The 22181-nt window shown below is 72.0% G+C and carries 21 protein-coding genes; 14 read left to right on the top strand and 7 right to left on the bottom strand.

Going from position 1 to position 22181, the window contains the following annotated elements:
• Nucleotides 1-111 precede the first annotated feature (111 nt).
• Complete coding sequence (locus ACGWYL_RS15050) at nucleotides 112-639, bottom strand: glycine zipper domain-containing protein (RefSeq protein ID WP_395487584.1); 528 nt, start codon at nucleotides 637-639, stop codon at nucleotides 112-114.
• 38 nt (nucleotides 640-677) lie between these two features.
• Here ACGWYL_RS15050 and ACGWYL_RS15055 point away from each other — a divergent pair, with 38 nt between their 5' ends.
• Nucleotides 678-1082, top strand: coding sequence for a tetratricopeptide repeat protein (locus ACGWYL_RS15055; RefSeq protein WP_179424183.1), 405 nt, complete (start codon nucleotides 678-680; stop codon nucleotides 1080-1082).
• Between the two features lie 34 nt (nucleotides 1083-1116).
• Nucleotides 1117-2316, top strand: coding sequence for a tRNA guanosine(34) transglycosylase Tgt (gene tgt, locus ACGWYL_RS15060; RefSeq protein ID WP_395487585.1), 1200 nt, complete (start codon nucleotides 1117-1119; stop codon nucleotides 2314-2316).
• A gap of 1 nt (nucleotide 2317) precedes the next feature.
• Here tgt and ACGWYL_RS15065 read toward each other — a convergent pair whose 3' ends face one another.
• The gene (locus tag ACGWYL_RS15065; protein ID WP_395487586.1) at nucleotides 2318-3040 is read right to left on the bottom strand and encodes a queuosine precursor transporter; all 723 of its coding nucleotides are present in this window, start codon (nucleotides 3038-3040) and stop codon (nucleotides 2318-2320) included.
• 65 nt (nucleotides 3041-3105) lie between these two features.
• Between ACGWYL_RS15065 and ACGWYL_RS15070 the strand changes: the two genes are divergently transcribed.
• The 5 genes from ACGWYL_RS15070 to ACGWYL_RS15090 all read left to right on the top strand — a co-directional run bounded on the left by ACGWYL_RS15070 (nucleotide 3106) and on the right by ACGWYL_RS15090 (nucleotide 7556).
• Complete coding sequence (locus ACGWYL_RS15070; RefSeq protein ID WP_179424180.1) at nucleotides 3106-4347, top strand: geranylgeranyl reductase family protein; 1242 nt, start codon at nucleotides 3106-3108, stop codon at nucleotides 4345-4347.
• Nucleotides 4348-4453: 106 nt separating this feature from the next.
• Nucleotides 4454-5254 carry an exodeoxyribonuclease III gene (locus ACGWYL_RS15075; RefSeq protein WP_179424179.1) on the top strand — a complete coding sequence of 267 codons (801 nt, stop codon included), beginning with the start codon at nucleotides 4454-4456 and terminating at the stop codon, nucleotides 5252-5254.
• A gap of 35 nt (nucleotides 5255-5289) precedes the next feature.
• Entirely contained in the window at nucleotides 5290-5712 is a 423-nt protein-coding gene (locus tag ACGWYL_RS15080) for a MarR family winged helix-turn-helix transcriptional regulator (RefSeq protein WP_179424178.1), read from the top strand.
• Nucleotides 5699-6988, top strand: coding sequence for an MFS transporter (locus ACGWYL_RS15085; RefSeq protein ID WP_395487587.1), 1290 nt, complete (start codon nucleotides 5699-5701; stop codon nucleotides 6986-6988). The genes ACGWYL_RS15080 and ACGWYL_RS15085 overlap by 14 nt, the downstream gene beginning before the upstream one ends.
• 364 nt (nucleotides 6989-7352) lie before the next feature.
• Nucleotides 7353-7556: a cold-shock protein gene (locus ACGWYL_RS15090; protein WP_179424176.1), complete on the top strand. Its 204-nt coding sequence runs from the start codon at nucleotides 7353-7355 to the stop codon at nucleotides 7554-7556.
• 296 nt (nucleotides 7557-7852) lie between these two features.
• Here the strand turns inward: ACGWYL_RS15090 and ACGWYL_RS15095 are convergent, their stop codons facing one another.
• Entirely contained in the window at nucleotides 7853-8983 is a 1131-nt protein-coding gene (locus tag ACGWYL_RS15095) for a PQQ-dependent sugar dehydrogenase (RefSeq protein WP_395487588.1), read from the bottom strand.
• Nucleotides 8984-9034: 51 nt separating this feature from the next.
• Here ACGWYL_RS15095 and ACGWYL_RS15100 point away from each other — a divergent pair, with 51 nt between their 5' ends.
• From ACGWYL_RS15100 to ACGWYL_RS15110, 3 genes are all read left to right on the top strand, one after another.
• Nucleotides 9035-9475, top strand: coding sequence for a thioredoxin family protein (locus ACGWYL_RS15100; RefSeq protein WP_331283435.1), 441 nt, complete (start codon nucleotides 9035-9037; stop codon nucleotides 9473-9475).
• Nucleotides 9476-9500: 25 nt separating this feature from the next.
• Nucleotides 9501-11006 carry an acetyl-CoA hydrolase/transferase family protein gene (locus tag ACGWYL_RS15105; RefSeq protein WP_179424173.1) on the top strand — a complete coding sequence of 502 codons (1506 nt, stop codon included), beginning with the start codon at nucleotides 9501-9503 and terminating at the stop codon, nucleotides 11004-11006.
• Between the two features lie 94 nt (nucleotides 11007-11100).
• Nucleotides 11101-12213 carry a serine hydrolase domain-containing protein gene (locus tag ACGWYL_RS15110; RefSeq protein ID WP_395487589.1) on the top strand — a complete coding sequence of 371 codons (1113 nt, stop codon included), beginning with the start codon at nucleotides 11101-11103 and terminating at the stop codon, nucleotides 12211-12213.
• On the opposite strand, the gene ACGWYL_RS15115 is transcribed toward ACGWYL_RS15110, so the two are convergent.
• Nucleotides 12200-13042 (bottom strand): dioxygenase, encoded by an 843-nt coding sequence (locus tag ACGWYL_RS15115; RefSeq protein WP_395487590.1) that lies wholly within the window; start codon nucleotides 13040-13042, stop codon nucleotides 12200-12202. The two genes, ACGWYL_RS15110 and ACGWYL_RS15115, sit on opposite strands and share 14 nt — an antisense overlap.
• A gap of 75 nt (nucleotides 13043-13117) precedes the next feature.
• Between ACGWYL_RS15115 and ACGWYL_RS15120 the strand changes: the two genes are divergently transcribed.
• Nucleotides 13118-15697, top strand: coding sequence for a DEAD/DEAH box helicase (locus tag ACGWYL_RS15120; protein ID WP_395487591.1), 2580 nt, complete (start codon nucleotides 13118-13120; stop codon nucleotides 15695-15697).
• Between the two features lie 9 nt (nucleotides 15698-15706).
• Here ACGWYL_RS15120 and ACGWYL_RS15125 read toward each other — a convergent pair whose 3' ends face one another.
• Both ACGWYL_RS15125 and ACGWYL_RS15130 read right to left on the bottom strand, forming a co-directional pair.
• Nucleotides 15707-16993, bottom strand: coding sequence for a hypothetical protein (locus ACGWYL_RS15125; RefSeq protein WP_395487592.1), 1287 nt, complete (start codon nucleotides 16991-16993; stop codon nucleotides 15707-15709).
• Nucleotides 16990-18660 (bottom strand): AAA family ATPase, encoded by a 1671-nt coding sequence (locus ACGWYL_RS15130; protein WP_395487593.1) that lies wholly within the window; start codon nucleotides 18658-18660, stop codon nucleotides 16990-16992. The genes ACGWYL_RS15125 and ACGWYL_RS15130 overlap by 4 nt, the downstream gene beginning before the upstream one ends.
• Before the next feature lie 134 nt (nucleotides 18661-18794).
• Here ACGWYL_RS15130 and ACGWYL_RS15135 point away from each other — a divergent pair, with 134 nt between their 5' ends.
• From ACGWYL_RS15135 to ACGWYL_RS15145, 3 genes are all read left to right on the top strand, one after another.
• Nucleotides 18795-19304, top strand: coding sequence for a hypothetical protein (locus tag ACGWYL_RS15135; protein ID WP_269302527.1), 510 nt, complete (start codon nucleotides 18795-18797; stop codon nucleotides 19302-19304).
• Between the two features lie 180 nt (nucleotides 19305-19484).
• Nucleotides 19485-19847 (top strand): DUF485 domain-containing protein, encoded by a 363-nt coding sequence (locus ACGWYL_RS15140; RefSeq protein ID WP_269302529.1) that lies wholly within the window; start codon nucleotides 19485-19487, stop codon nucleotides 19845-19847.
• Nucleotides 19844-21463, top strand: coding sequence for a cation acetate symporter (locus ACGWYL_RS15145; protein ID WP_269302531.1), 1620 nt, complete (start codon nucleotides 19844-19846; stop codon nucleotides 21461-21463). Before ACGWYL_RS15140 ends, ACGWYL_RS15145 begins: the two co-directional genes overlap by 4 nt.
• 68 nt (nucleotides 21464-21531) lie before the next feature.
• Here ACGWYL_RS15145 and ACGWYL_RS15150 read toward each other — a convergent pair whose 3' ends face one another.
• Nucleotides 21532-22113 carry a hypothetical protein gene (locus tag ACGWYL_RS15150; RefSeq protein ID WP_179424165.1) on the bottom strand — a complete coding sequence of 194 codons (582 nt, stop codon included), beginning with the start codon at nucleotides 22111-22113 and terminating at the stop codon, nucleotides 21532-21534.
• Between the last annotated feature and the right edge of the window lie 68 nt (nucleotides 22114-22181).

The following is a 22181-nucleotide window of genomic DNA, read 5'->3' on the forward strand; positions in this document are numbered from 1 at the left end:
CGGTGCACTCGCCGCGATGACCTCTGCGTGGGTCGCGTCGTACCTCGGCGTGGCCGGCACGATCATCGGCGCGGCGGTCGGCAGCCTCGTGGCGTCGATCGCCAGCGCCCTCTACGTGCGCGGCCTCGACCGCGGCACGACGTTCATCACCGAGAGCGGCACCGTGGTCTCGCGCGCGGCGCCCGCCGGCGAGGTGGAGGGAGTCGACGAGGGCGAGATCCTCGTCACCGAGCACGAGTCGACCGTGGCCGTCGAGGACTCCGAGCGAGCCTTCTCGTGGAAGCGCGTCCTGACCTGGACCGCGCTGGGCCTGGGCACGGCGCTGCTGGTCATCGGCGGGTACGAGCTGGCCACCGGGTCCTCGTTCGGCAAGGCCGACAACCCCACGATCAGCCGCCCGTGGCAGGACCGCGGCAGCGGCGGCGAGTCGAACGACGAACCGGCGCCCTCGGAGTCGACGCGGCCCACCGCGGACCCGACCGCCGACCCCACCACGGCTCCGACGACGGCGCCCACGACGGCCCCGACGACCGCACCCGCGCCCGCGCCGCAGGTGCCGGATCCGACCACCGCGCCCACCGTCGAGCCCACGCCGGAGCCCACGGCCGGGGCCCAGGAGTAGCCGGGAACATTCCGCACCCTCCCGCCGTTGGAAGCGGTGACGAGAGGAGAGCGGAATGACCATCTGGATGAAGCCCACGCTGACCGACGAGAAGATCGAGGCGATGGAGCCCTTGGCGGCGTTCCGCTACGCCGAGGAGCTGCTGGACTCGCGCTTCCCGCGTGAGGCCGCCCGCGTGCTGCGGCCGCTCACCGAGGCCGAGCCGCGCAATGCCGCCGTGTGGGAGCTGCTGGGACGTGCGCACTTCGCCGCCGCCCACCTGGGCCCGGCCGAGGAGGCGTTCCGCACGCTGGTCGATCTCGAGCCCACGAGCGCCTGGGCGCAGACCGCGCTCGGCCTGTCGCTCGACCGGCAGAGTCGTCACCGCGAGGGCGCGGTGCACCACCGCCTCGCCGCCGCGATGGGCTCCAGCGCGCGCGACGCCACGCGCGTCGAGCTGGTCGACCGCCCCGCCGACTGACCGCGAGCACGGCCCCGTCTGTTTGGATGGGGCCGTGTTCACCGTCGGAAGCACCCTGCCGGACGCCCCCGGAAGATCGGGCACCATCGAGACCCCGCACGGCTCGATCCGGACCCCCGCCTTCGTCCCCGTGGGCACGAAGGCCACGGTCAAGGCCGTGCTGCCCGAGTCGATCTCCGAGCTGGGCGGGCAGGCCGTGCTGGCCAACGCGTACCACCTGTACCTGCAGCCCGGCGCCGACATCGTCGAGGACGCCGGTGGGCTCGGGGCCTTCATGAACTGGCGCGGTCCCACCTTCACCGACTCGGGTGGCTTCCAGGTGCTGAGCCTGGGCGCCGGCTTCAAGAAGACCCTCGCGATGGACGCGGTGGGCACCGAGGCCGACGACGTCATCGCCCCCGGCAAGGACCGCCTCGCCCACGTGGACGACGACGGCGTCACGTTCAAGAGCCACCTCGACGGCTCGAGGCACCGCTTCACGCCCGAGGTCTCGATGGGCATCCAGCACCAGCTCGGCGCGGACGTCATCTTCGCGTTCGACGAGCTGACCACGCTGATGAACTCCCGCGAGTACCAGGAGGAGTCGCTCGCGCGCACGCAGGCGTGGGCGCGGCGCTGCCTCGACGAGATCGAGCGGCTGCGCGCGCTGCACCCCGACCGTCCGCGCCAGGCGCTCTACGGCGTCGTGCAGGGCGCCCAGCACGAGGACCTGCGGCGCCGCGCGGCCCGCGGCCTGGCCGAGCTGGCCTTCGACGGCTACGGCGTCGGCGGCGCGATCGAGAAGGAGAGCCTCGGCACGATCGTGCGCTGGGTGACCGACGAGCTGCCCGACGACCGCCCGCGGCACCTGCTCGGCATCGGCGAGCCCGAGGACCTCTTCGAGGGCGTCGAGGCCGGCTGCGACACCTTCGACTGCGTCACGCCCACCCGGGTGGCGCGCTCGTCGCGCGTCTACAGCGCCACTGGTCGCTACAACCTCATGGTGGCGGCCTCGCGCCGCGACTTCGGGCCCATCGAGGACGGCTGCGACTGCTACACCTGCACGCACTACACGAAGGCGTACCTGCACCACCTGTTCAAGGCGAACGAGTACAACGCCGCGACGCTGTGCTCGATCCACAACGAGCGGTTCTTCGTGCGGCTCGTCGACGCGATGCGCGCGGCCATCGAGAACGGCGACTTCGCCGAGCTGAAGCAGGACTGGCTGGGCCGCTACCTGGCGGGCCGGCGCTGAGTCAGGCCGCGAGGTAGCTGGGCTCGCGCCGCTTGAGCCCCGCGATGACCCGCACCGTGACGGGCATGACCAGCAGCTCGACGCCGACCTTCAGCACGACGCCCAGGACGAAGTAGTTCACGAAGGCGCCGAACGTGGTGACGCCGATCGCCGAGGCGGCGATCGCGCAGAAGATCAGGGTGTCGGCGACCTCGCCCACTCCGGTGGAGCCGATGAGTCGGGCGACGAGGCGACGCTCGGCCGAGCGCTGCTTCATCCGCACCAGGACCCACGAGTTGAGGAGCTGCCCGACGACGTAGCCAGCCAGGCTGGCCAGCACGATCTGCGCGACCGGGCCGAGGACGGCCTCGTACGCCGCCTGGTTCTCGTACCAGGACGCGCCGGGCAGCAGCTGGACCACGAAGAACGTGGCGGTGGCCAGCGCGGCGGCCGCGAAGCCGGTGAGGATCGCTCGGCGGGCGGCGCGCAGGCCGTAGACCTCGGAGATCACGTCGCCGAGCACGTAGGCCAGCGGGAACAGCACGACGCCGCCGTCGACGACGAGCGGCCACAGCTGCACCGGACCCAGCATCACCTGGCCGGAGCCGATCTCGACGGCCTTGCTCGCGACGATGTTCGACACGACGATCACGACGCAGAACATCGCGATCAGGACGTCGTAGTGGGTGGAGCCGCGGGAGGCGAACCGGACGACGTCGGGGCTCGGCGTGGACGTGTGGGACACGACCGCCATCCTCCCACGGCGCGCCCCGCGCCGACCCGGCGTGGGCCCGGTGGGAGAATCGTCACATGAGCCTGCCGACCACCACCGACGTCCTCGTCGTCGGCGCCGGTCCCGCCGGCTCCTCGGCCGCCGCGTGGACCTCGCGACTCGGGCTGGACACCGTCCTGGCCGACGCGGCCACGTTCCCGCGCGACAAGACCTGCGGCGACGGACTCACCCCGCGCGCGATCGCCGAGCTCGAGCGTCTCGACCTCGGTGACTGGGTGCGCGGCCACACCGTGAACCGCGGCCTGCGCGCGGCCGGCTTCGGCCAGGAGCTGCTGCTGCCGTGGCCCGGCGGCTCGCTGCCCGACCACGGCTCGGCGGTCCCCCGCACCGAGCTCGACGACCGCATCCGGCAGCGCGCCATCGACGCCGGCGCCACCGGGATCGACGGCGCCCGTGCGGTCGACGTCGAGCGCGGTCCCGACGGCTCGGTCACCGGCGTCGTCTTCGACACGGCCGCCGGCCGCCACACGATCGCGTGCCGTCGCCTCGTCGTGGCCGACGGGGTCCGCTCTCCGCTGGGCCGCGTGCTCGGGCGCGAGTGGCACCGCGAGACCGCGTACGGCGTCGCGGGCCGCAGCTACGTCAAGTCGGGACGCGGCGACGACCCGTGGATCTCGTCGCACCTCGAGCTGCGCGGTGAGAGCGGCGAGCTGCTGCCCGGCTACGGCTGGATCTTCCCGCTGGGCGACGGTCGCGTGAACCTCGGCGTGGGCGCGCTGGCCACCGCGAAGCGCCCGGCGAAGGTCCAGATCCGCCCGCTCATGGAGTACTACGCCACCCTGCGCCGCGAGGACTGGGACCTCGGCGCCGACCTACACCTGCCCACCTCGGCACTGCTGCCGATGGGCGGCGCCGTGTCCGGCGTCGCCGGACCCAACTGGATCGTCATCGGCGACGCCGCCGGCTGCGTCAACCCGCTCAACGGCGAGGGCATCGACTACGGGCTCGAGACCGGACGCATCGGCGCCGAGCTGCTCGCCACGGGCGACTCCCCCGCCGCGGCGTGGCCGGCCATGCTGACCGCGCACTACGGCCCCGCCTTCTCGATCGCACGGCGTCTCGCGGGCCTGCTCACCGTGCCGCACCTGCTGCCGGCCGCCGGCCCGATCGGCATGCGCTCGCACGCCCTCATGACGATCGCCCTGCGCGTCATGGGCAACCTCGTCACCGACGAGGACCACGACCTCACCGCGCGCGTCTGGCGCTGGGCCGGCCGCCGCTCGATCCGCCTCGACGAGCGCCCGCCCTTCTCCGACTGACGTTCGCCCGCCCTCCGCACTTTCTGGAACGCGATGCACGCTTTCGCCGCCCGGAAGCGTGCCTCCCGTTCCGAAAGTGGTGGGTGGGGGCCGGTAGCCTCGCGGGGTGCTGAGGATCTCGACCGTCAACGTCAATGGCATCCGCGCCGCGTGGCGCAAGGGGATGAAAGAGTGGCTCGAGGGCCGCGACGCCGACATCATCACCCTGCAGGAGGTGCGCGCGCCCGACGCGATCGTGCACGAGATCCTCGAGGGCACCGGCTACCACGTGGTGCACACCGAGGCCGCGGCGAAGGGCCGCGCCGGCGTCGCGGTGATCAGCCGCCTCGAGCCCACCAGCCACCGCGTCGGCAACGGCGACGCGTTCTTCGACGACGCCGGACGCTGGATCGAGTCCGACCTCACCCTGGCCGACGGCTCGGTCCTCACGGTCGTCAGCGTCTACGTGCACTCGGGCGAGGCCGGCACGCCGCGCCAGGAGGAGAAGTACCGCTTCCTCGACCAGATGACCAAGCGGATGGCCGAGCTCGGCGGGATGGACGGGCACGCGCTCGTCACCGGCGACCTCAACGTCGGCCACACCGAGCTGGACATCCGGAACTGGAAGGGCAACCGCAAGAAGGCGGGCTTCCTGCCCGAGGAGCGGGCGTACTTCGACCAGTTCTTCGGCGACCTGGGCTGGTACGACGTGCACCGTCACCTCGCCGGACCCGTCGAGGGCCCGTACACGTGGTGGTCGATGCGCGGCCAGGCCTTCGACAACGACACCGGCTGGCGGATCGACTACCAGATCGCGACCCCCGAGCTGGCGCAGTCGGCCCGCGCCGCGACGGTCGACCGGGCAGCCAGCTGGGGCGAGCGCTGGTCCGACCACGCGCCGCTCACGATCGACTACGACCTCGGCTGAGCGCGAGATACATAGCCTCGTGATATAACGGGACTATGGAAGAGATCGCCGACATCACCGACGTGCTGCGTCGGCTGAGCAACACGATCGCGCGCCGCACGCCCCGGCTGGAGACCAGCCGAGCGGCGGCGAGCAGCCTGGCCATCCTCGACTCCGAGGGTCCCCAGCGCATCACCGCCCTGGCCGAGCGCGAGGCGGTGTCGCAGCCTGCGATGACCAACCTCGTGCAGCGGCTCGAGGCCCAGGGCCTCGTCACGCGCGCCGCCGACCCCGCCGACGCGCGGGCCAGCCTCATCTCGATCACGCCCGAGGGCCTCGCCGTGCTGCACGAGCGACTGCGCCTGCAGGACGAGCTCATCGCCGCGACCGTCGCGCGCCTCTCCCCCGACGACCGCGCCGCGATCGCCGCCGCCCTGTCCGCCCTCACCCACTTCACGGAGTCGCATGAGTCACGCTGAAGCCCCGCACCTGTTCCGCCAGCCGAAGGCCGTGTACGCCGTCGCCTTCGCCTGCGTCATCTCCTTCATGGGGATCGGCCTGGTCGACCCGATCCTGCCGGCGCTGTCGTCCGAGCTGGACGCGACGCCGAGCCAGGTCACGCTGCTGTTCACCAGCTACCTCGTCGTCACCGCGGTGATGATGCTGGTCACCGGCTGGGTGTCCAGCCGCATCGGCGCCAAGCGCACGCTGCTCGTCGGACTGGCGATCATCGTGGTCTTCAGCGCGCTGGCCGGCTCGGCCGACAGCATCGGCGGCATCGTCGCCTTCCGTGCGGGCTGGGGCCTGGGCAACGCCCTGTTCATCGCGACGAGTCTCGCGGCCATCGTCTCCAGCGCCCGGGGCGGCTTCGCCGGCGCGATCATCCTCTACGAGGCGGCGCTCGGCCTGGGCATCGCCGCCGGTCCGCTGCTCGGTGGCGTGCTGGGCGACATCAGCTGGCGCGGCCCGTTCTACGGCGTGGCGCTGCTCATGTCGCTGGCCCTCGTCGCGACGACGCTGCTGCTGCCGGCCACCCCGAAGCCCGCCACCCCGACCTCGCTGTCCGCTCCCCTGCGCGCCCTGCGCCACCGCAGCCTGCTGCTCATGAGCCTCACCGCTCTGCTCTACAACTGGGCCTTCTTCACGATGCTGGGCTACGCGCCGTTCCCGATGGAGCTCGAGGCGATGCAGCTGGGCTGGGTGTTCTTCGGCTGGGGCGTGCTGGTCGCGATCTTCTCGGTCGTCGGCGCGCCGCGCCTGCAGGCCCGCTTCGGCACGGCCGTGTCGCTGTACGGAGCACTCGCCGGCTTCGCGGTGGTGCTGGCGTGCATCGCGGCCTTCCCCGAGGACCGCGCGGTCCTGGTGACCTGCGTGATCGTGTCGGGCGTCTTCATCGGCATCAACAACACGCTCACCACCCAGGCCGTCATGGTCATCTCGCCCGTCGAGCGCCCGGTGGCGTCGGCAGCGTACGGCTTCGTGCGCTTCATCGGCGGCGGGCTCGCGCCGTTCGCGGCGGGCCAGCTGGTCGAGGCCACGAACCTGCACGTGCCGTTCGCGATCGCCTCGCTCGCCTGCCTCGCGGCCATCGCCGTCCTGACCACGAACCACGCCGCCCTGCGCCGTGCGGACGCCGGGATGGACGAGGACGCGCACGCCGATCGCGAGGCCGGTGAGGTGGCGGGAGAGGTCGCCGACGAGCTCGGCGGGGCGCCCGGCGCGATCGACGACTTCGAGACGGCGGACCGCCGCTGAGCGGGGCCGGAACAGGTGCGGGGGACGCGCCGTCCCCCCGGATGCACGCCCCCCGCTCGGCCCTCCGGCGGACCGGCGGGCACCACCCCTGGCGGGTGGTTCTTCCTGACTATACCGACGTAGTCACTCGGGTGGGTGTCGCGGCGCGCCGCGTTCACGCGACATTCACTCCGACGCGGTGTCTCAGGGGCCTGCCCCGACCCCTTCCCGTGTCGTAGGGTGGTGCCAGTTGCACGACGTTGGACAGCAAAAGGATGCGGTTCCCTCCGGGGCGTGGTTCCTCTCGCGGTTGGATGTGCGTCGCGACCGTCGGCCGTGACCATCGCGTCCGACCATCGCCAGAAGGATCAAGAGGAGAAAGACCATGGCCACCGGTACCGTCAAGTGGTTCAACGCCGACAAGGGCTTCGGATTCATCGCCCCCGACGACGGCGGCGAGGACGTCTTCGCGCACTACAGCGCGATCCAGTCCAGCGGCTACCGCTCGCTGAACGAGAACCAGAAGGTCGAGTTCGACGTCGAGCAGGGCCAGAAGGGCCTCCAGGCCGCGAACATCCGTCCCCTCTGAGACGGACTCACTGCCTGACGGCTGCACAGCCTGAACGCTGAACGCCAAGAACCCCACCACCGCGAGGTGGTGGGGTTCTTGCTGTCAGTGCCGGGAGGGAGCCGGACTCACAGGGCGGCGAACCGCCTCCACCCGCTCGCGTCTCCGAAGCAGTCACGAGGGGTGACGGAAGGACGATTCGAAAAGCCGCGCGGGCCCGTGGCCCAGAGGCGCTGCATTCCCCATGACGTCGGCGAGCCGAGTCGTCCCCCACCGATGACGATAACCGACCCGCACCTCGAAACGCCAGTGAAATCTCAGGCGGATATCGCGACGCGCACGATCCGGTCGTCGCCGTCACGGGGACGGCCGCGGCCGTCGGTGTTGGAGGTGCCGAGCCACAGCGAGCCGTCGGGCGCGGCGGCCACGGCGCGCAGCCGGCCGAGCTCACGCGTGAAGAAGGCGCGCGGCTCCCCCGTGGACGTGCCCTCGAGCGGCACCTGCCACAGGCGCTCTCCGCGCAACGCCGCCACGAACGCGCGGTCGCCGCTGATCGCGAGCCCCGCGGGAGAGGCGTCGGCGGTGGGCCACGTGACCTTCGGACGGACGAAGCGGCCGTCGTCGCTGTCGCCCTCGACGATCGGCCAGCCGTAGTTGCCGCCCTTGACGATCCGGTTGAGCTCGTCCTGGCTGCGGTCACCGAACTCGCTGGCCCACAGCCGGCCCTCGCCGTCCCAGGCGAGGCCCTCGACGTTGCGGTGGCCGTACGACCAGACCTCGTTGCCGAACGGGTTGCCGTCGACCGCGCGCCCCTCGGTGTCGATGCGCAGGATCTTGCCGTTGAGCGAGTCGCGGTCCTGCGGCGTGCCGGTGTTGGCGGCGTCGCCGACGGCGACGAACAGGTGGCCGCGACGGTCGAAGGTCAGCGCTCCGCCCTGGTGGTTGAAGGCCTTCGCGAGGCCCGTCAGGATCGGCTCGGCGCGACCGATGCGCTCGCCGTCGAACGCCAGCCGCACGACCCGGTTGTCCTCCGGACCGGTGAGGTAGACGTAGAGGGCCGACTCGTCGGGCGCGACGGCGAGGCCCTGCAGACCGCCCTCTCCCCCCGGCGCCACGCCGGGCACGTCGCCCACCCTCGAGACGTCGCCGTCGGCGGTGACCCGCACGATCGAGGCGTCGTCGCGCTGGGTGACCAGGGCCGTGCCGTCGGCGAGGAACGCGATCGCCCAGGGCACGTTCAGGCCCGTGGCCACGGTGCCGTCGATCCGCGGGTCGACGGCCTGCGGAGCCGGCGGGGTGGTCGTGGTGGTGGCGGTGGTGGTCGGCGAGGCGGAGGGGCTCGCGCCCGTGGACCGGCTGGGACGCGGCTCGGGATCGTCGCCGCTGCACCCGGCCAGCCAGGCGGCGCCCAGCGCGGCTCCGCCGACGATGACGCTCCTGCGATCCATGACCCGATCATGCCGCAACCAGCGGACTCGCCCTAGTCGTGGAATGGCACAGTGGACGAGGACGTTGACAGCAGTAACCGACGAAAGGCCATCATGACCACGATCAACCTGACCGCCGACACGTTCCAGGACACCGTGACCTCGGACGGCATCACCCTGGTGGACTGGTGGGCCGGCTGGTGCGGGCCGTGCATGCAGTTCGCGCCGGTCTACGAGGCCGCCAGCGACCGCCACCCCGACATCACCTTCGCCAAGATCGACACCGAGGCCGAGCAGGAGCTGTCCGCCGCCGTGCAGATCTCCTCGATCCCCACGCTGATGGCGTTCCGCGACGGCGTGCTGCTGTACGCCCAGCCCGGGGCGCTGCCCGCCGACGCCCTCGACGAGATCATCGGCCAGGTCCGCGCGCTCGACATGGACCAGGTGCGCCGCGAGATCGCCGAGCAGGAGCAGGCCCAGTCGCCCGACGTCTCGGAGGCCTCGCAGAACTGAGTCCCCGCGCTGGGATACTGGGGTCATGAGTCGTGTGACGTGCCCCGAGGTGTCCTCGCGCATCATGACCGCCGAGGAGGCGGTCGAGTTCATCCGTCCCGGCGACAACGTCGGGATGAGCGGCTTCACCGGCGCGGGCTACCCCAAGGCGATCCCGCCCGCGCTCGCCGCGAAGGCGCGCGCCGCTCACGACGCCGGCGAGGACTTCCGGATCGGCCTGTGGACCGGTGCCTCCACCGCTCCGCAGGCCGACGGCGTCCTGGCCGAGGCGCACGCAATCTCCAAGCGCCTCCCGTACAACTCCGACCCGCTGCTGCGGCGCCAGATCAACGCCGGTGAGGTCGACTACGTCGACGCCCACCTGAGCCACTCGGCGCAGCAGATGTGGTTCGGCTTCTACGGCCCGCTCGACGTGGCCGTCATCGAGGTCACCGCCGTCCTGCCCGACGGGCTGCTCGTGCCGGGCAGCTCGGTGGGCAACAACAAGACCTGGCTCGACCAGGCCGACCGCGTGATCCTCGAGGTCAACCACTGGCAGCCGCGCGAGCTCGAGGGCTTCCACGACATCTACCCCGGCACGGCGCTGCCGCCCCACCGGCGACCCCTCGTGCTGACCGAGCCGATGCAGCGCATCGGCGAGCCCTACCTCAAGGTCGACCCCGCCAAGGTGGTCGCCGTGGTGGAGACCCGCGAGCCCGACGCCGGCGCCGCGTTCTCCGCCCCCGACGACGTCTCCCGGGCGATCGCCGGTCACGCGCTGGACTTCCTGCGCGGCGAGGTCGGCGCCGGCCGGATGCCGCCCGAGCTGCTGCCGCTGCAGTCCGGCGTCGGCAACGTCGCCAACGCGGTGCTGCAGGGACTCGACGACAGCGAGTTCACCAGTCTCGTGGCGTACACCGAGGTGCTCCAGGACGGCATGCTCGACCTGCTCGACTCGGGCACGCTGCGGGCGGCGTCCACGGCCTCGTTCGGCCTGTCGCGCGAGGGCATGGAGCGCTTCCACTCCGGGATCAACGGGTACAAGGGCCGCATCCTCATGCGCAGCGAGGAGATCTCGAACCACCCCGAGGTCGTGCGCCGGCTCGGCGTCATCGCGATGAACGGGATGATCGAGGCCGACATCTACGGCAACGTGAACTCGACCCACGTGATGGGCAGCTCGGTGATGAACGGCATCGGCGGCAGCGGCGACTTCGCGCGCAACGCGTACCTCAACTTCTTCCTGACGCCGTCGACGGCGAAGGGCGGCGCGATCTCCACGATCGTGCCGATGGTGAGCCACGTCGACCACACCGAGCACGACGTGCACGTCGTCGTCACCGAGCACGGCCTGGCCGACCTGCGTGGCCTGTCGCCGCGGGCGCGGGCCGAGCGGATCATCGCGAACTGCGCGCACCCCGACTTCCGGCCACGGCTGCGCGACTACCTCGAGCGCGCGCTGGCGCAGCGCCCCGACGCCCGCCACACCCCGCACCTGCTGGACGAGGCCCTCTCGTGGCACCAGCGCTACCTCGACACCGGCCGCATGTGATCCGCCGCCCGACCGCCCCCGCCTCCCGCGCCACCCTCCGCCCCCTCCCCGCGAGTGGCGCAGAACGGCCCGCCACTCGGCGTCGGGCGGCGCGATGAGGGCGCGGGCGCGAGCCACGCCCGTGCTCGCCGCCGCGGCGCTGCTCCTGGCCGCCTGCACCACCGACGCTCCCGGAAGGACCGACTTGTCCGACGCCTCGCTGCCCACCGTGTCCGCCTCGCCGAGCCCGAGCCCGGAGCCGACTCCCCCGCCGGACTTCGCGGCGCTCGACCGGCTCGTCGACGCGTCCGGGTCCACGTGCACGCTCGTGCTGCGCGGCGACGAGGTCGTCCACGAGCACCCCGCCGACTCGCGCCACGCGACCCGTCGGGTCTACTCGATCACCAAGTCGGTCACCGGGGTGCTGCTGGCCGCCGCCGCGGCCGAGGGCGAGCTCGACCTCGACGACCCCGTCGCGCGCCACGTGCCGCAGTGGCCCGACGAGTCCGCCGACGTGACGATTCGCCATCTCATGTCCATGACGTCGGGTCGGGCCTGGACCGAGGCGCTCGACGCCGCGATGATCCGCACGGGCGACCAGACCGCCGCCGCACTCGCGACCGGGCAGCAGGACCCCGCGGGCGAGCAGTGGCGGTACGACAACCTGGCCAGCCAGGTGCTCTCGGCCGTCCTGGAGTCCGCCGTGGGCGACGTCGAGGCCTACGCGCGCGAGCGGCTCTTCGGACCGCTCGGACTCGCCGACACCTCGTGGGAGCGCGACGCCGCCGGGAACGTGAAGACCTACGCCGGGATCGTCTCCTCGTGCGCCGACCTGGCCCGGCTCGGCGTCATGATGCGCGACGGCGGGCGGTTCGAGGGGCGCCAGATCCTGTCCCCCGCGGCCGTGTCCGAGCTGACCACCACCTCGTCCGACCGGAACGCCGCCTACGGCCTGCTGTGGTGGACGAACGCGCAGGGTCGGGTCGTGGAGGTCCGCCGCGCCGCGGGCTTCGACGTCGACCGCGAGCCGTACGAGGGCCGGCTGGCCCCGTCCGCGCCGGAGGACGCCTTCTGGGCGCTGGGCTGGGGCAACCAGCTCCTCGCGGTGGTGCCGTCGGAGGACCTCGTCGCCGTCCGGCTGGGTCCGAAGCCCGCCAGCCCGGACGACCTCACGTTCGACTCGTTCACCGGCACCGTGCTCGGCGGCTGGGACGTCAGGCAGCCGTGATGAACGAGCGCATGCCGATCGAGCCGAGGTCGATCTCGGTGTTGAAGAAGCCGATCTCCTCGTCGGCCTCGAGCAGGCTCAGGGCGGCGACCATCGGGCGGTAGTGGTCGTCGGTGGGCACCGCGATGCGGGCCGCCGACCATCTCCGGTACGGATCCACCAGCCTGGCCACGTCGCGCGTGGCGAGCGCCTCGGCGGTCTGGGTGTCGAACTCCTGCGCCCAGTCCCAGGCGGGTCCGCCGCCCCAGCGGACGCGGCCGAGCGCGTGCACGATGTTGCCGCTGCCGATGAACACGACGCCGCGGCGGCGCAGGTCGCGCAGGCGCGCGAACAGGTCGTACAGCTGCGGCAGCGGCATCGAGTAGTCGATGCTGATCTGCAGCACGGGCACCTGAGGCGCCGGCGCGAGGAACTTCAGGACGCTCCACGTGCCGTGGTCGAGGCCCCACTGGCTGTCGAGGCGCGCCTCGTACTCCACGAGGTGCTCGGCCAGGAGGCGCGCGACCTGCTCATCGCCGTGCGACTCGTACTTCACGCGGTAGAGCTCGTCGGGGAAGCCGCCGAAGTCGTAGATGATCGGGTTCCTCGGCGCGTCGGTGATGTGCGTGCCGCCGGGCGTGAGCCAGTGCGCGCTGATGACCACGATCGCCTGGGCGTCCGGCAGTCCGGCGCCGACGCGCTCCCACTCGCGGGTGAACGTGTTGTCCGCGAGCGCGTTCATCGGGTTGCCGTGACCGACGAACAGCACGGGCATCCGCGGGCTCGGGACGAGCCGGTTCGTGAGGTCGGAGAGCGAGTGCGTGGGCACGGTCTCGGGTCGCAGGTTCATCATCGACTCCTGATAGTTGATGATTCAACTATACCAGACGACGGGACGTTTGAGAGCGTGCGCGACAATGGAGGGATGGCCACCCCGACCGAGTTGCAGATCGCACTCCGGCACCCGGTCAGGTTCGTTCAGGACCAGGAGGACCCGTCCCGGTCGGTCTTCGTCTTCGACACCCCGAGCGGCCCCCTCGAGGCCACCGCGAACGAGGCCGTCGGCCCGCTCAGCGGCGGCATCCGCGCCCTCACGGCCGACCCCAGCGTCCGGGCGTGGGCCACCCCGTCGATCGTCGCGCTGCGCCTCATGGCCACGGGCACGCTCGCCTCCCCCGGCTCCTCGGAGCTGCAGCAGATGCTCGACGCCGGCCGGTCGGTCGGCCCGACGCCGGCCGAGGGCCAGGCCGCGATCCGCGCCTTCCTCGCCGCGCTCGTCGCGGGCGCGCCCGCCGTGGCCACCACCCCGCAGCGCCGCCGCGAGACCGAGCAGCCGCGCCCCACGATCGAGCGGCCCACGAGCTTCTCGTACCGCCTCGACATCACGCTCAGCGAGGACGCCGACGCGATGGCCGACCTCGAGCTGCAGGTGCGCCCGCAGGCCCTGAACCGCGCGTCCGTGCCCGCGCCCGCCGTGCTGACGCGCGACGACCACCACCTCGGCGAGGCCGCCCGTCCCGCCCTCGTCGCCATGCTCGAGCGCCTCGCCGTCAGCTGGCCGCCCGCCGACCAGCTCGCCCGCGAGGGCCGCGCCCGGGTGACCCCCGAGGAGCTCGGCGCGCTCGGCCAGGGACAGCCGCTCATCGCCGCGCTGGCCAACCGGATCGAGATCGCGTGGCCCGAGGGGCTGCGTCGCGACGTGCAGGCCACCGGCGTCGTCAGCCGGGTCGACGGCGAGGAGCCCCGCCTCGACCGCGAGCACGACCGGCCCCGCGCCTTCACGTCCGACCAGCTGTTCCGCTTCGACTGGAGCGTCTCGGTCGGCGGCGAGCACCTCACGCGAGCCGAGGTCGAGCAGCTCGCGGAGTCGCAGTCGGGCATGCTCCACCTGCGCGACCGCTGGGTCATGGTCGACCAGGCCCAGGTCGCCCGCGTGCTGGAGGGCCACGGCCGCACCCTGGGCGCCGGCGAGGCCCTGCGCGCCGCCGTCACGGGCAGCCTGGAGATCGACGGGCTCGAGACCGAGGTCGACACGGTCGGCTGGCTCGAGGACGTGCGACGCCGACTGGCCGAGCAGGACGCCGACATCGCGCCCGCCGTGCAGCCCGACGGCCTGGACGGCAGCCTGCGCGAGTACCAGCTGCGCGGCCTGCGCTGGATGAGCCAGCTCGTCGACCTCGGACTCGGCGGCATCCTCGCCGACGACATGGGCCTGGGCAAGACGCTCATGCTCATCTCGCTGCACCTGCACCTGGACTCCCCCGAGCCCACGCTGGTCGTGTGCCCGGCGTCGGTGCTGGCCACGTGGGAGCGGGAGATCGCGCGCTTCGCGCCGGGCGTGCCCGTGTACCGGTACCACGGTCCGCGCCGCACCCTCGACGACGCCAAGACCGGCTTCGTCGTCACCACGTACGCCACGATGCGGTCGAGCGTCGAGGAGCTGCGCCGTCACCGCTGGAACCTGGTCGTCGCCGACGAGGCCCAGCACGTGAAGAACCCCGGCAGCGGCGCCGCGCAGGCCCTGCGCCGGATCGACTCCGAGGCCCGCATGGCGCTCACCGGCACCCCGGTCGAGAACCACCTCGGCGAGCTGTGGGCGCTGCTCGACTGGACCACGCCCGGCCTGCTGGGCACGCGCGAGCAGTTCCGCCGCGAGTGGTCACGCCAGATCGAGCGCGACCACGACACCGAGCGCGCCGCCCAGCTGTCGCAGCTGATCCGGCCGTTCGTGCTGCGTCGCCGCAAGTCCGACCCCGGCATCGCGCCCGAGCTGCCGCCGAAGATCGAGACCGACCACCGCGTGCCGCTGACCCGCGAGCAGGTGGGGCTCTACGAGGCGGTCGTCCAGCGCACGATGTCCGAGATCGCCGACTCCACCGGCATCCGCCGCCGGGGTCTGGTCGTCAAGCTGCTCACCCAGCTCAAGCAGATCTGCAACCACCCGGCGCAGTTCCTGCACGAGCCCGAGGCCCGGCTGCCCGGGCGCTCGGGCAAGCTCGAGGCATTCGACGAGCTCGTCGAGGAGATCGTCGACGAGGGCGGCGCCGCGCTCGTGTTCACCCAGTACGCGCAGATGGGCCGGCTGCTCGCGCGGCGGCTCGGCGAGCGCAAGGTGCGTCACGACTTCCTGCACGGCGGCACGCCCGTCAGCCGGCGCGAACAGATGGTGCGCGCGTTCCAGGACGGCCAGACCGACGTCTTCGTGCTGTCGCTCAAGGCCGCTGGAACGGGCCTCAACCTCACCCGTGCCGACCACGTCGTGCACTACGACCGCTGGTGGAACCCGGCCGTCGAGGACCAGGCCACCGACCGCGCCCACCGCATCGGCCAGACGAGGAACGTGCAGGTGCACCGCCTCGTGGCCGAGGGCACGATCGAGGAGTCGATCGCCGAGCTGATCAGCGCCAAGCGCGCGCTGGCCGACGCGGTCGTCAACGCCGGCGAGGGCGCGCTCACCGAGCTCACCGACGCCGAGCTCGAGGTCCTGGTCCAGCTGCGCTACTGAGCGCCGCGGTCAGGCGGTGCCGCCGAGACGGCGGCGCGATCCCACCGGACGGCGCTGCGCGATGGTCAGCACCATCCCCAGATCGAGCTCGAACTCGTTGACGACGCGGGCCATGCCGCCGCTCTCGCCCAGCCCCGACGGGTCGACGGTGAGCAGGTGCAGCATCGACGGCCCGCCGGCCTCGCGCACGCGCATCTGCGTGCCCGGGCGCAGGCCCATGCTCGCGGGGAACACGATCGCGACGTCCGAGGCGCCCAGACCGCGTCCGGCGGAGATCAGTCCCGCCGCGATCTCGTCGGCGAGGTCCTCGGTGTAGTCGCGGGCGCACACCGACGTGGCGACGAGCTCGGCGTCGGACTCGACGATCGTGTCGACGGTGCCCGCGGCGGCGGAGGCGTCGTTGAGGCGGCGCGAGCGGCCGCCACGGTAGGCGGTGAAGCCGGCGGACTTCGCGGCCCTCTCGGCCACGACCTGGACGAAGTCGCCGAACAGCTGCTCGGTGCTCCACAGGAACGCGCGCGTCGGGCCGTCGGCGCGACCGCCGGTGCCGTTCTGCGGGCCCATCGCCAGCATCCGCGCGACGTCGAGCGCCTCGCCGAGGAAGCCGAACTGTGGCGTCAGCCGGAGGCCGTCCATGATCGCCGGTGGCGGCAGGTCGCGGGAGGCCTCGGGGAACAGGTCGGCGTAGGCGCGCAGCTCGGACTCCAGCCACGGCTGCTGCACGGCGCCCGCGAGCTCGGTGCACGCCCACTTGAGCGCGGAGGTGATCGGGCCGTCGGCGACGAACTCGGAGAAGCGGCAGTCGACGCTGTACGGGTCGACGACGCGGCGCCACATCCGGCCCGCGTCGACCTGGCCGCGGATCGAGGCCGTGACGGCCGTGCGCTCGACGTAGGTGCGCGGCACGCCCTCGGACGAGGCGCGCCCCATGGCACCGGCGACGATCATGCCGAGCAGGTCCGACAGGCCCGCGTGGCGCGTGCCGCGGTCGACCCGCGGCACCCACTCGAGGTGGTGCACGGTGGTCAGGATCGTCAGCATCGAGACGCGCCAGCCCGGGTCGTGGCGCAGGAAGTGCGGCATGATCTCGATCGTCGAGTCGCCGAGCGAGACGAAGCCCGCGACGCCGCGCACCTCGACCGTGCCCGCGGCCTCGTCGATGACGAACGGCTCCTCGGCCAGGCCCAGTCGGGTGGCCAGCTCGGACGAGCGCAGGCGCAGCTCGGCGAGGTCCGACGCGGTGCCCGTGAACGGCTGGGCGGGGCCGCCCTCGAGGAGGGTCTGCGCGCCGATCATCCGCGCACCAGGAAGTCCAGGGTGATGGCGGTGTCCTCGTGGGACTGTCCCATGAGGCTGTCGACGGCCAAGGCCCGGCCCGTGACCGTCCGCGTGCGGAAGGGGTAGTTCGCCGGAGCGTTGCGCGAGTTCACGCGCAGCAGGTCGGCCAGCTGATCGGGTCGGGCGCCGAAGCGGTCCCGGATCTGCGGCCAGATGTCGTGGTCCCACACGCGCTGCAGGTCCTCCCATGTCGCGATCTTCCAGAAGTACAGGTGCCCGAGCTCGTAGTCCTGCCCGAGCCGCTCGGTGATCTCGTCGTTCAGGTAGGCCAGCAGCGCGACGGCCGCGGCCTGGGGCGTCCAGTGCTCGGCGTCGATGTCCGGCGCCGTCGCGACCTCGAGGCTGACCCCGAGGTGCTGGGCGAGGAAGTCCAGGTCGGCGTAGGCGTCGATGCGCTCGAAGCGCCGGCCGATCGCCGAGTCCAGCGGCGCGACCGCGCGGTCGACCGAGTTCATCGTGGCCAGGATGTGCACGTCGTGGGGGAAGGTCCACGGCTGCGGCAGCATGTACGAGTCGCCCGAGAGCATCCAGATGGGCTCGGTGACGGGGTCGCCCGTGGGGCTGCGCTGGACCTTCGGCAGGTTCACCGGGATGGCCGAGCGGGTGTTCCCGTCGCGGCCGCGGCGGTAGGACGTGTCCATGTAGGTCATGAAGTCGCCGAGGATCTTCGGCACGTTGCCACGGTTGATCTCGTCGATGACGAGCAGCGCCGAGCCGCGGCCCTGACGGTCGAGCCGGATCGCGAGGTCGAGCAGGCGGCCGGCGAACGGCGCCAGGCGGATGCCCTCGCCGGTGGGACGCAGGCCGACGATGAAGTCCTCGTAGCCGTAGTCCTGGTGGAAGGTGACCCAGTCGGTGATGACGGGCGGCACGACCGGCGACGCCTCGAAGCCCGAGCTGAACGGCTGGTCGACACGGTGGGGGTCGATCTCGATGGCCTCGCCACCGGTCCACTTGTCGTCGAGGATCTGCCGGACCTGCGCGACGGCATGCGTCTTGCCGGTGGCCGGAGGTCCGTAGATGAGGACGTTCTTGCGGTCGCGGAAGGCGTCGAGGATCTTGCGCGCGAGCGGCGTCAGGCTCTGCACCGAGCCGCTGCCGACGCTGATGACGCCGGACTCCGAGCCGGTGAACAGCGGCTGGCACGACGACGGCCAGCCGGGCGGCAGCGAGGCCCCCGTGGTGTGGCCGGCGAAATACTGGCCCGTGACGGTGCGCGCGACGTAGACGTGCAGGCCGCCGAGCTCGGCCAGGACGGCCTTGGCGTCCTCGACCGAGGTCGGGATGCGCAGGTCGGGCCAGCCGTGCAGCGGGAGCCACGCGGGGTGACGCTCGTGCCGCTCGTCGTGGCGGTTCTGCCCGGTCAGCTCGTAGACGCCGTGACGCCGGTGGGCCTTGAACACGAGCGGCGCGGAGACGGAGGGATCGCCGACGACGTGCGGGACGATGCGCACGTCCTGCCAGCCGTCGGGCGAGGCGAAGCGGTCGAGGCCGGCGAACTCCAGCAGGTCGGCGACCTGGCGGATCTCCACGCTCGTCCTCCCGCGCAGCACCCGCGTGGACTTCTCCATCGAGTAGTAGTCCTCGGGGCTGATCTCGCGCCACCAGATGCGTTCGACCTTCACCGTCCCGCCTCCCTTCGTCCGCCGCTCGGTCCTGTCGCCTGCGACGGTGAGACGGCGCGGCACGCGCCCCATGACGCAACTCTCGTCACATTTCTTCCACGAGTCACCCTGGTTGTCCCGCGTACCCTACGAGTGTGGGCTGGTTCACACGTCGTCGGCGACGCGAGCGCGCGGTCGTCCTCGCGACCCCGACGCTCGACGGCCGCACCTGGCCGGCCGACGACCCCGGCGCCCGCACGGGATTCGATGCGTCCACGACCCACCGGCTCGGGCTGGACGCCGCGTTCACGCCCGAGGCGCACGAGGTCGCCGACCTGCTGACCGCGCACCTCGTGCCGCTGCTGCCGATCGACGCCTCCCCCGACGACCTGCCCCACGTGGTCGACGTGCTGCGCAGCGCCGCCCAGGCGGGCGCCGGACTCGGGCTCGTGGACGCGCGCAGCACGACGCCCGCGTCCGACCGGATCGGGCCCGAGGTGGCGGGCGCACTCGGGGAGGCCGAGCGCGACCTGCCGCCGATGCCGGCGGAGCTGCGCCGGCAAGCGCGCTTCCTGATGCACGCCGGGCACCACGTGGCGCGGCTCGGTCCGGGCGTCCTGCCCGCCCTCGAGGCCGAGATCACGGGCTCCACCGCGGCGGGCTGAGCGCGCCGCCGAGCGGCGACGAAGGCTCCCGGCACGACCGTTCGTCGCAGAATCCGGTCGTTCGTCGCACGCGGGCCGTGGCGGGACGGCGCCGGAGAGCCACCCCACCTAGCGTCGGATGTGACCGCCGTCACTGTGATGCCGGTCACGCACTCCGATCATCACCCTGGAGGTGAAGCTGTGAGCAAGTCGACCGAATCCGACTCGGCGTCCCCGGCGCCGACCGAGCGCGAGGCCGCGTACATCGCCGTCCTCGCGTCGCCGGAGTTCCAGGAGCTGAAGCGCAAGCACCGGAACTGGGTCCTGCCGGCCACGGGCGCGGCCCTGGTCTTCTACTTCGTCTACGTCCTCGCGTCCACGTACGCCGTCGACTTCATGAGCCAGAAGCTGTTCGGCAACATCAACGTCGGGCTCGTCTTCGGGCTGCTGCAGTTCGTCGCGACCTTCGTGGTGACGATGGCGTACGTCCGCTACGCCGACCGTGAGCTCGATCCCCGCTCGGCCAAGATCCGCGACGAGATGGAAGCCGAGGGCCTCGCATGATCACCACCTCCCTGCCCGCCCTCGCGCGGGCCGCCGAGTCCGAGCAGGTCGGCAACACCACCCTGAACATCGCGATCTTCGCGGCCTTCGTGGTGCTGACCCTCGTCTTCGTGATCCGGGCGAGCCGCACCAACAAGAGCACGTCGCAGATGTACACCGCCGGCGCGTCCTTCACGGGTCGCCAGAACGGCTTCGCCATCTCGGGCGACTACCTGTCGGCCGCCTCGTTCCTGGGCATCGCCGGCGCCATCGCGCTGACCGGCTACGACGGCTTCCTCTACAGCATCGGCTTCCTCGTGGCCTGGGTCATCGCCCTGCTGCTGGTGGCCGAGCTGCTGCGCAACACCGGCCGCTTCACGATGGCCGACGTGCTGAGCTTTCGCATGCAGGAGCGTCCCGTGCGCACCGCCGCGGCCGTCTCGACGCTCGTCGTGTCCTTCTTCTACCTGCTGGCCCAGATGGCCGGCGCCGGTGGCCTGGTCGCCCTGCTGCTCAACATCAACGACTCCTTCGGCCAGGCCCTGGTCATCGCCGGAGTCGGCGCGCTGATGATCGTGTACGTCCTCGTCGGCGGCATGAAGGGCACGACCTACGTCCAGATCATCAAGGCGATCCTGCTGATCGGCGCCGCGCTGCTGATGACCGTGTGGGTCCTGGCGCAGTACGGCTTCAACTTCTCCGACCTGCTCGGTGACGGCGCCGCCGCCGGTGCCGCGCTCGAGCCGGGCAAGAAGTACGGCCTCGACGGCGTCACGAAGATCGACTTCATCTCGCTGTCGGTCGCCCTGGTGCTGGGCACCGCGGGCCTGCCGCACATCCTCATGCGCTTCTACACCGTGCCCACGGCCAAGGAGGCCCGGAAGTCGGTCGTGTGGGCCATCTGGCTGATCGGCCTGTTCTACCTGTTCACGCTGACCCTCGGCTACGGCGCCGCGGCGCTCGTCGGTCCGGAGCGGATCGCGGCGGCACCCGGCGCGGCCAACTCGGCGGCACCGCTGCTGGCGTACGAGCTGGGAGGCACCCTCCTGCTCGGCATCGTGTCGGCGGTGGCGTTCGCGACGATCCTCGCGGTCGTCGCCGGCCTCACCATCACCGCGTCGGCCTCGTTCGCGCACGACATCTACACGAACGTGATCCACCGCGGCAAGGCGCCGGACGGCCAGGAGGTCAAGGTCGCCCGCATCGCGGCGATCGTCATCGGCATCGTGGCGATCTTCGGTGGCATCGCGGCCAACGGCCAGAACATCGCGTTCCTCGTCGCGCTGGCGTTCGCGGTCGCGGCCTCGGCCAACCTGCCGACGATCCTCTACTCGCTGTTCTGGAAGCGGTTCAACACCCGCGGCTGCCTCTGGAGCATCTACGGTGGCCTCATCATCACGGTCGGGCTGATCGTCTTCAGCCCCGCGGTGTCGGGCTCCGAGACGGCGATGTTCCCCGACCAGGACTGGTCGTGGTTCCCGCTGGCCAACCCGGGCCTGGTGTCGATCCCGGCCTCCTTCCTGCTGGGCATCATCGGCACGCTCACCAGCAAGGAGCACCTGGAGATCAAGGCCGCGGAGATGGAGGTCCGCGCCCTCACCGGTGCGGGCGCGGAGGGCAAGGCGCTCGACCACTGAGGACGAGCACCTGACAGACGCGACGATGGGGCGGCCCCGAGAGGCCGCCCCATCGTCGTCTTCGCGCGTCAGCTGCGCACGAGGCGGCGCGCGAGGTCGCGGTGCAGCGCCTCGACCTCGCGCTCGTCCAGGGGTCCGCCGGCCCGCAGCCGGCGCAGGGTGGAGCGGACCGAGAGCACCCGCACGCCGTCGACCTCGAGCGGGCGCATCGGCAGCTCGCCCTCGACGAAGCAGTAGCTGGTGTGCACCGGCGCCTCGGGCAGCGGGCCCGTCGAGACGGCCGCCTGCAGCGCCTCGGCGTGCTCGGCCATCTGCTCCGAGAGCCGGGTGTGGCGCACGCCGTCGATCTCGAACGTGCTGCCGTCGCGGCACGCGCGGACCTTCTTGCCCGGGTACGAGCGCGGCTCGACCAGGTGGACGCCCGTGGACGTCACGGCGATGACCGGCAGGTCGCCCGTCTGGCCGGGGATGCGACGGTGGAACAGGAACAGGACCCGATCGCCGAAGGCGTCGATCAGGATCGTGGAGAGCACGTCGGTGGCGTCGGCGCGCTCAGGTGCGGGGGTGGGTTCGGCGGCGGCCTCGCCGCGCACGACCGTCAGTCTGGGGCGCGACAGCGGGTCCACGCTGCGCACCGTCCTTCTGCTCATGCCAGTGAGACGCGCCTCCCGGCGCGCCATGACGCGGTTTCGCGGAATTGTGTGAGACCGAGGTCTCA

The sequence above is a fragment of the Aeromicrobium sp. JJY06 genome (genome assembly GCF_044069275.1).
In the GTDB taxonomy this organism is placed as follows: domain Bacteria; phylum Actinomycetota; class Actinomycetes; order Propionibacteriales; family Nocardioidaceae; genus Aeromicrobium; species Aeromicrobium tamlense.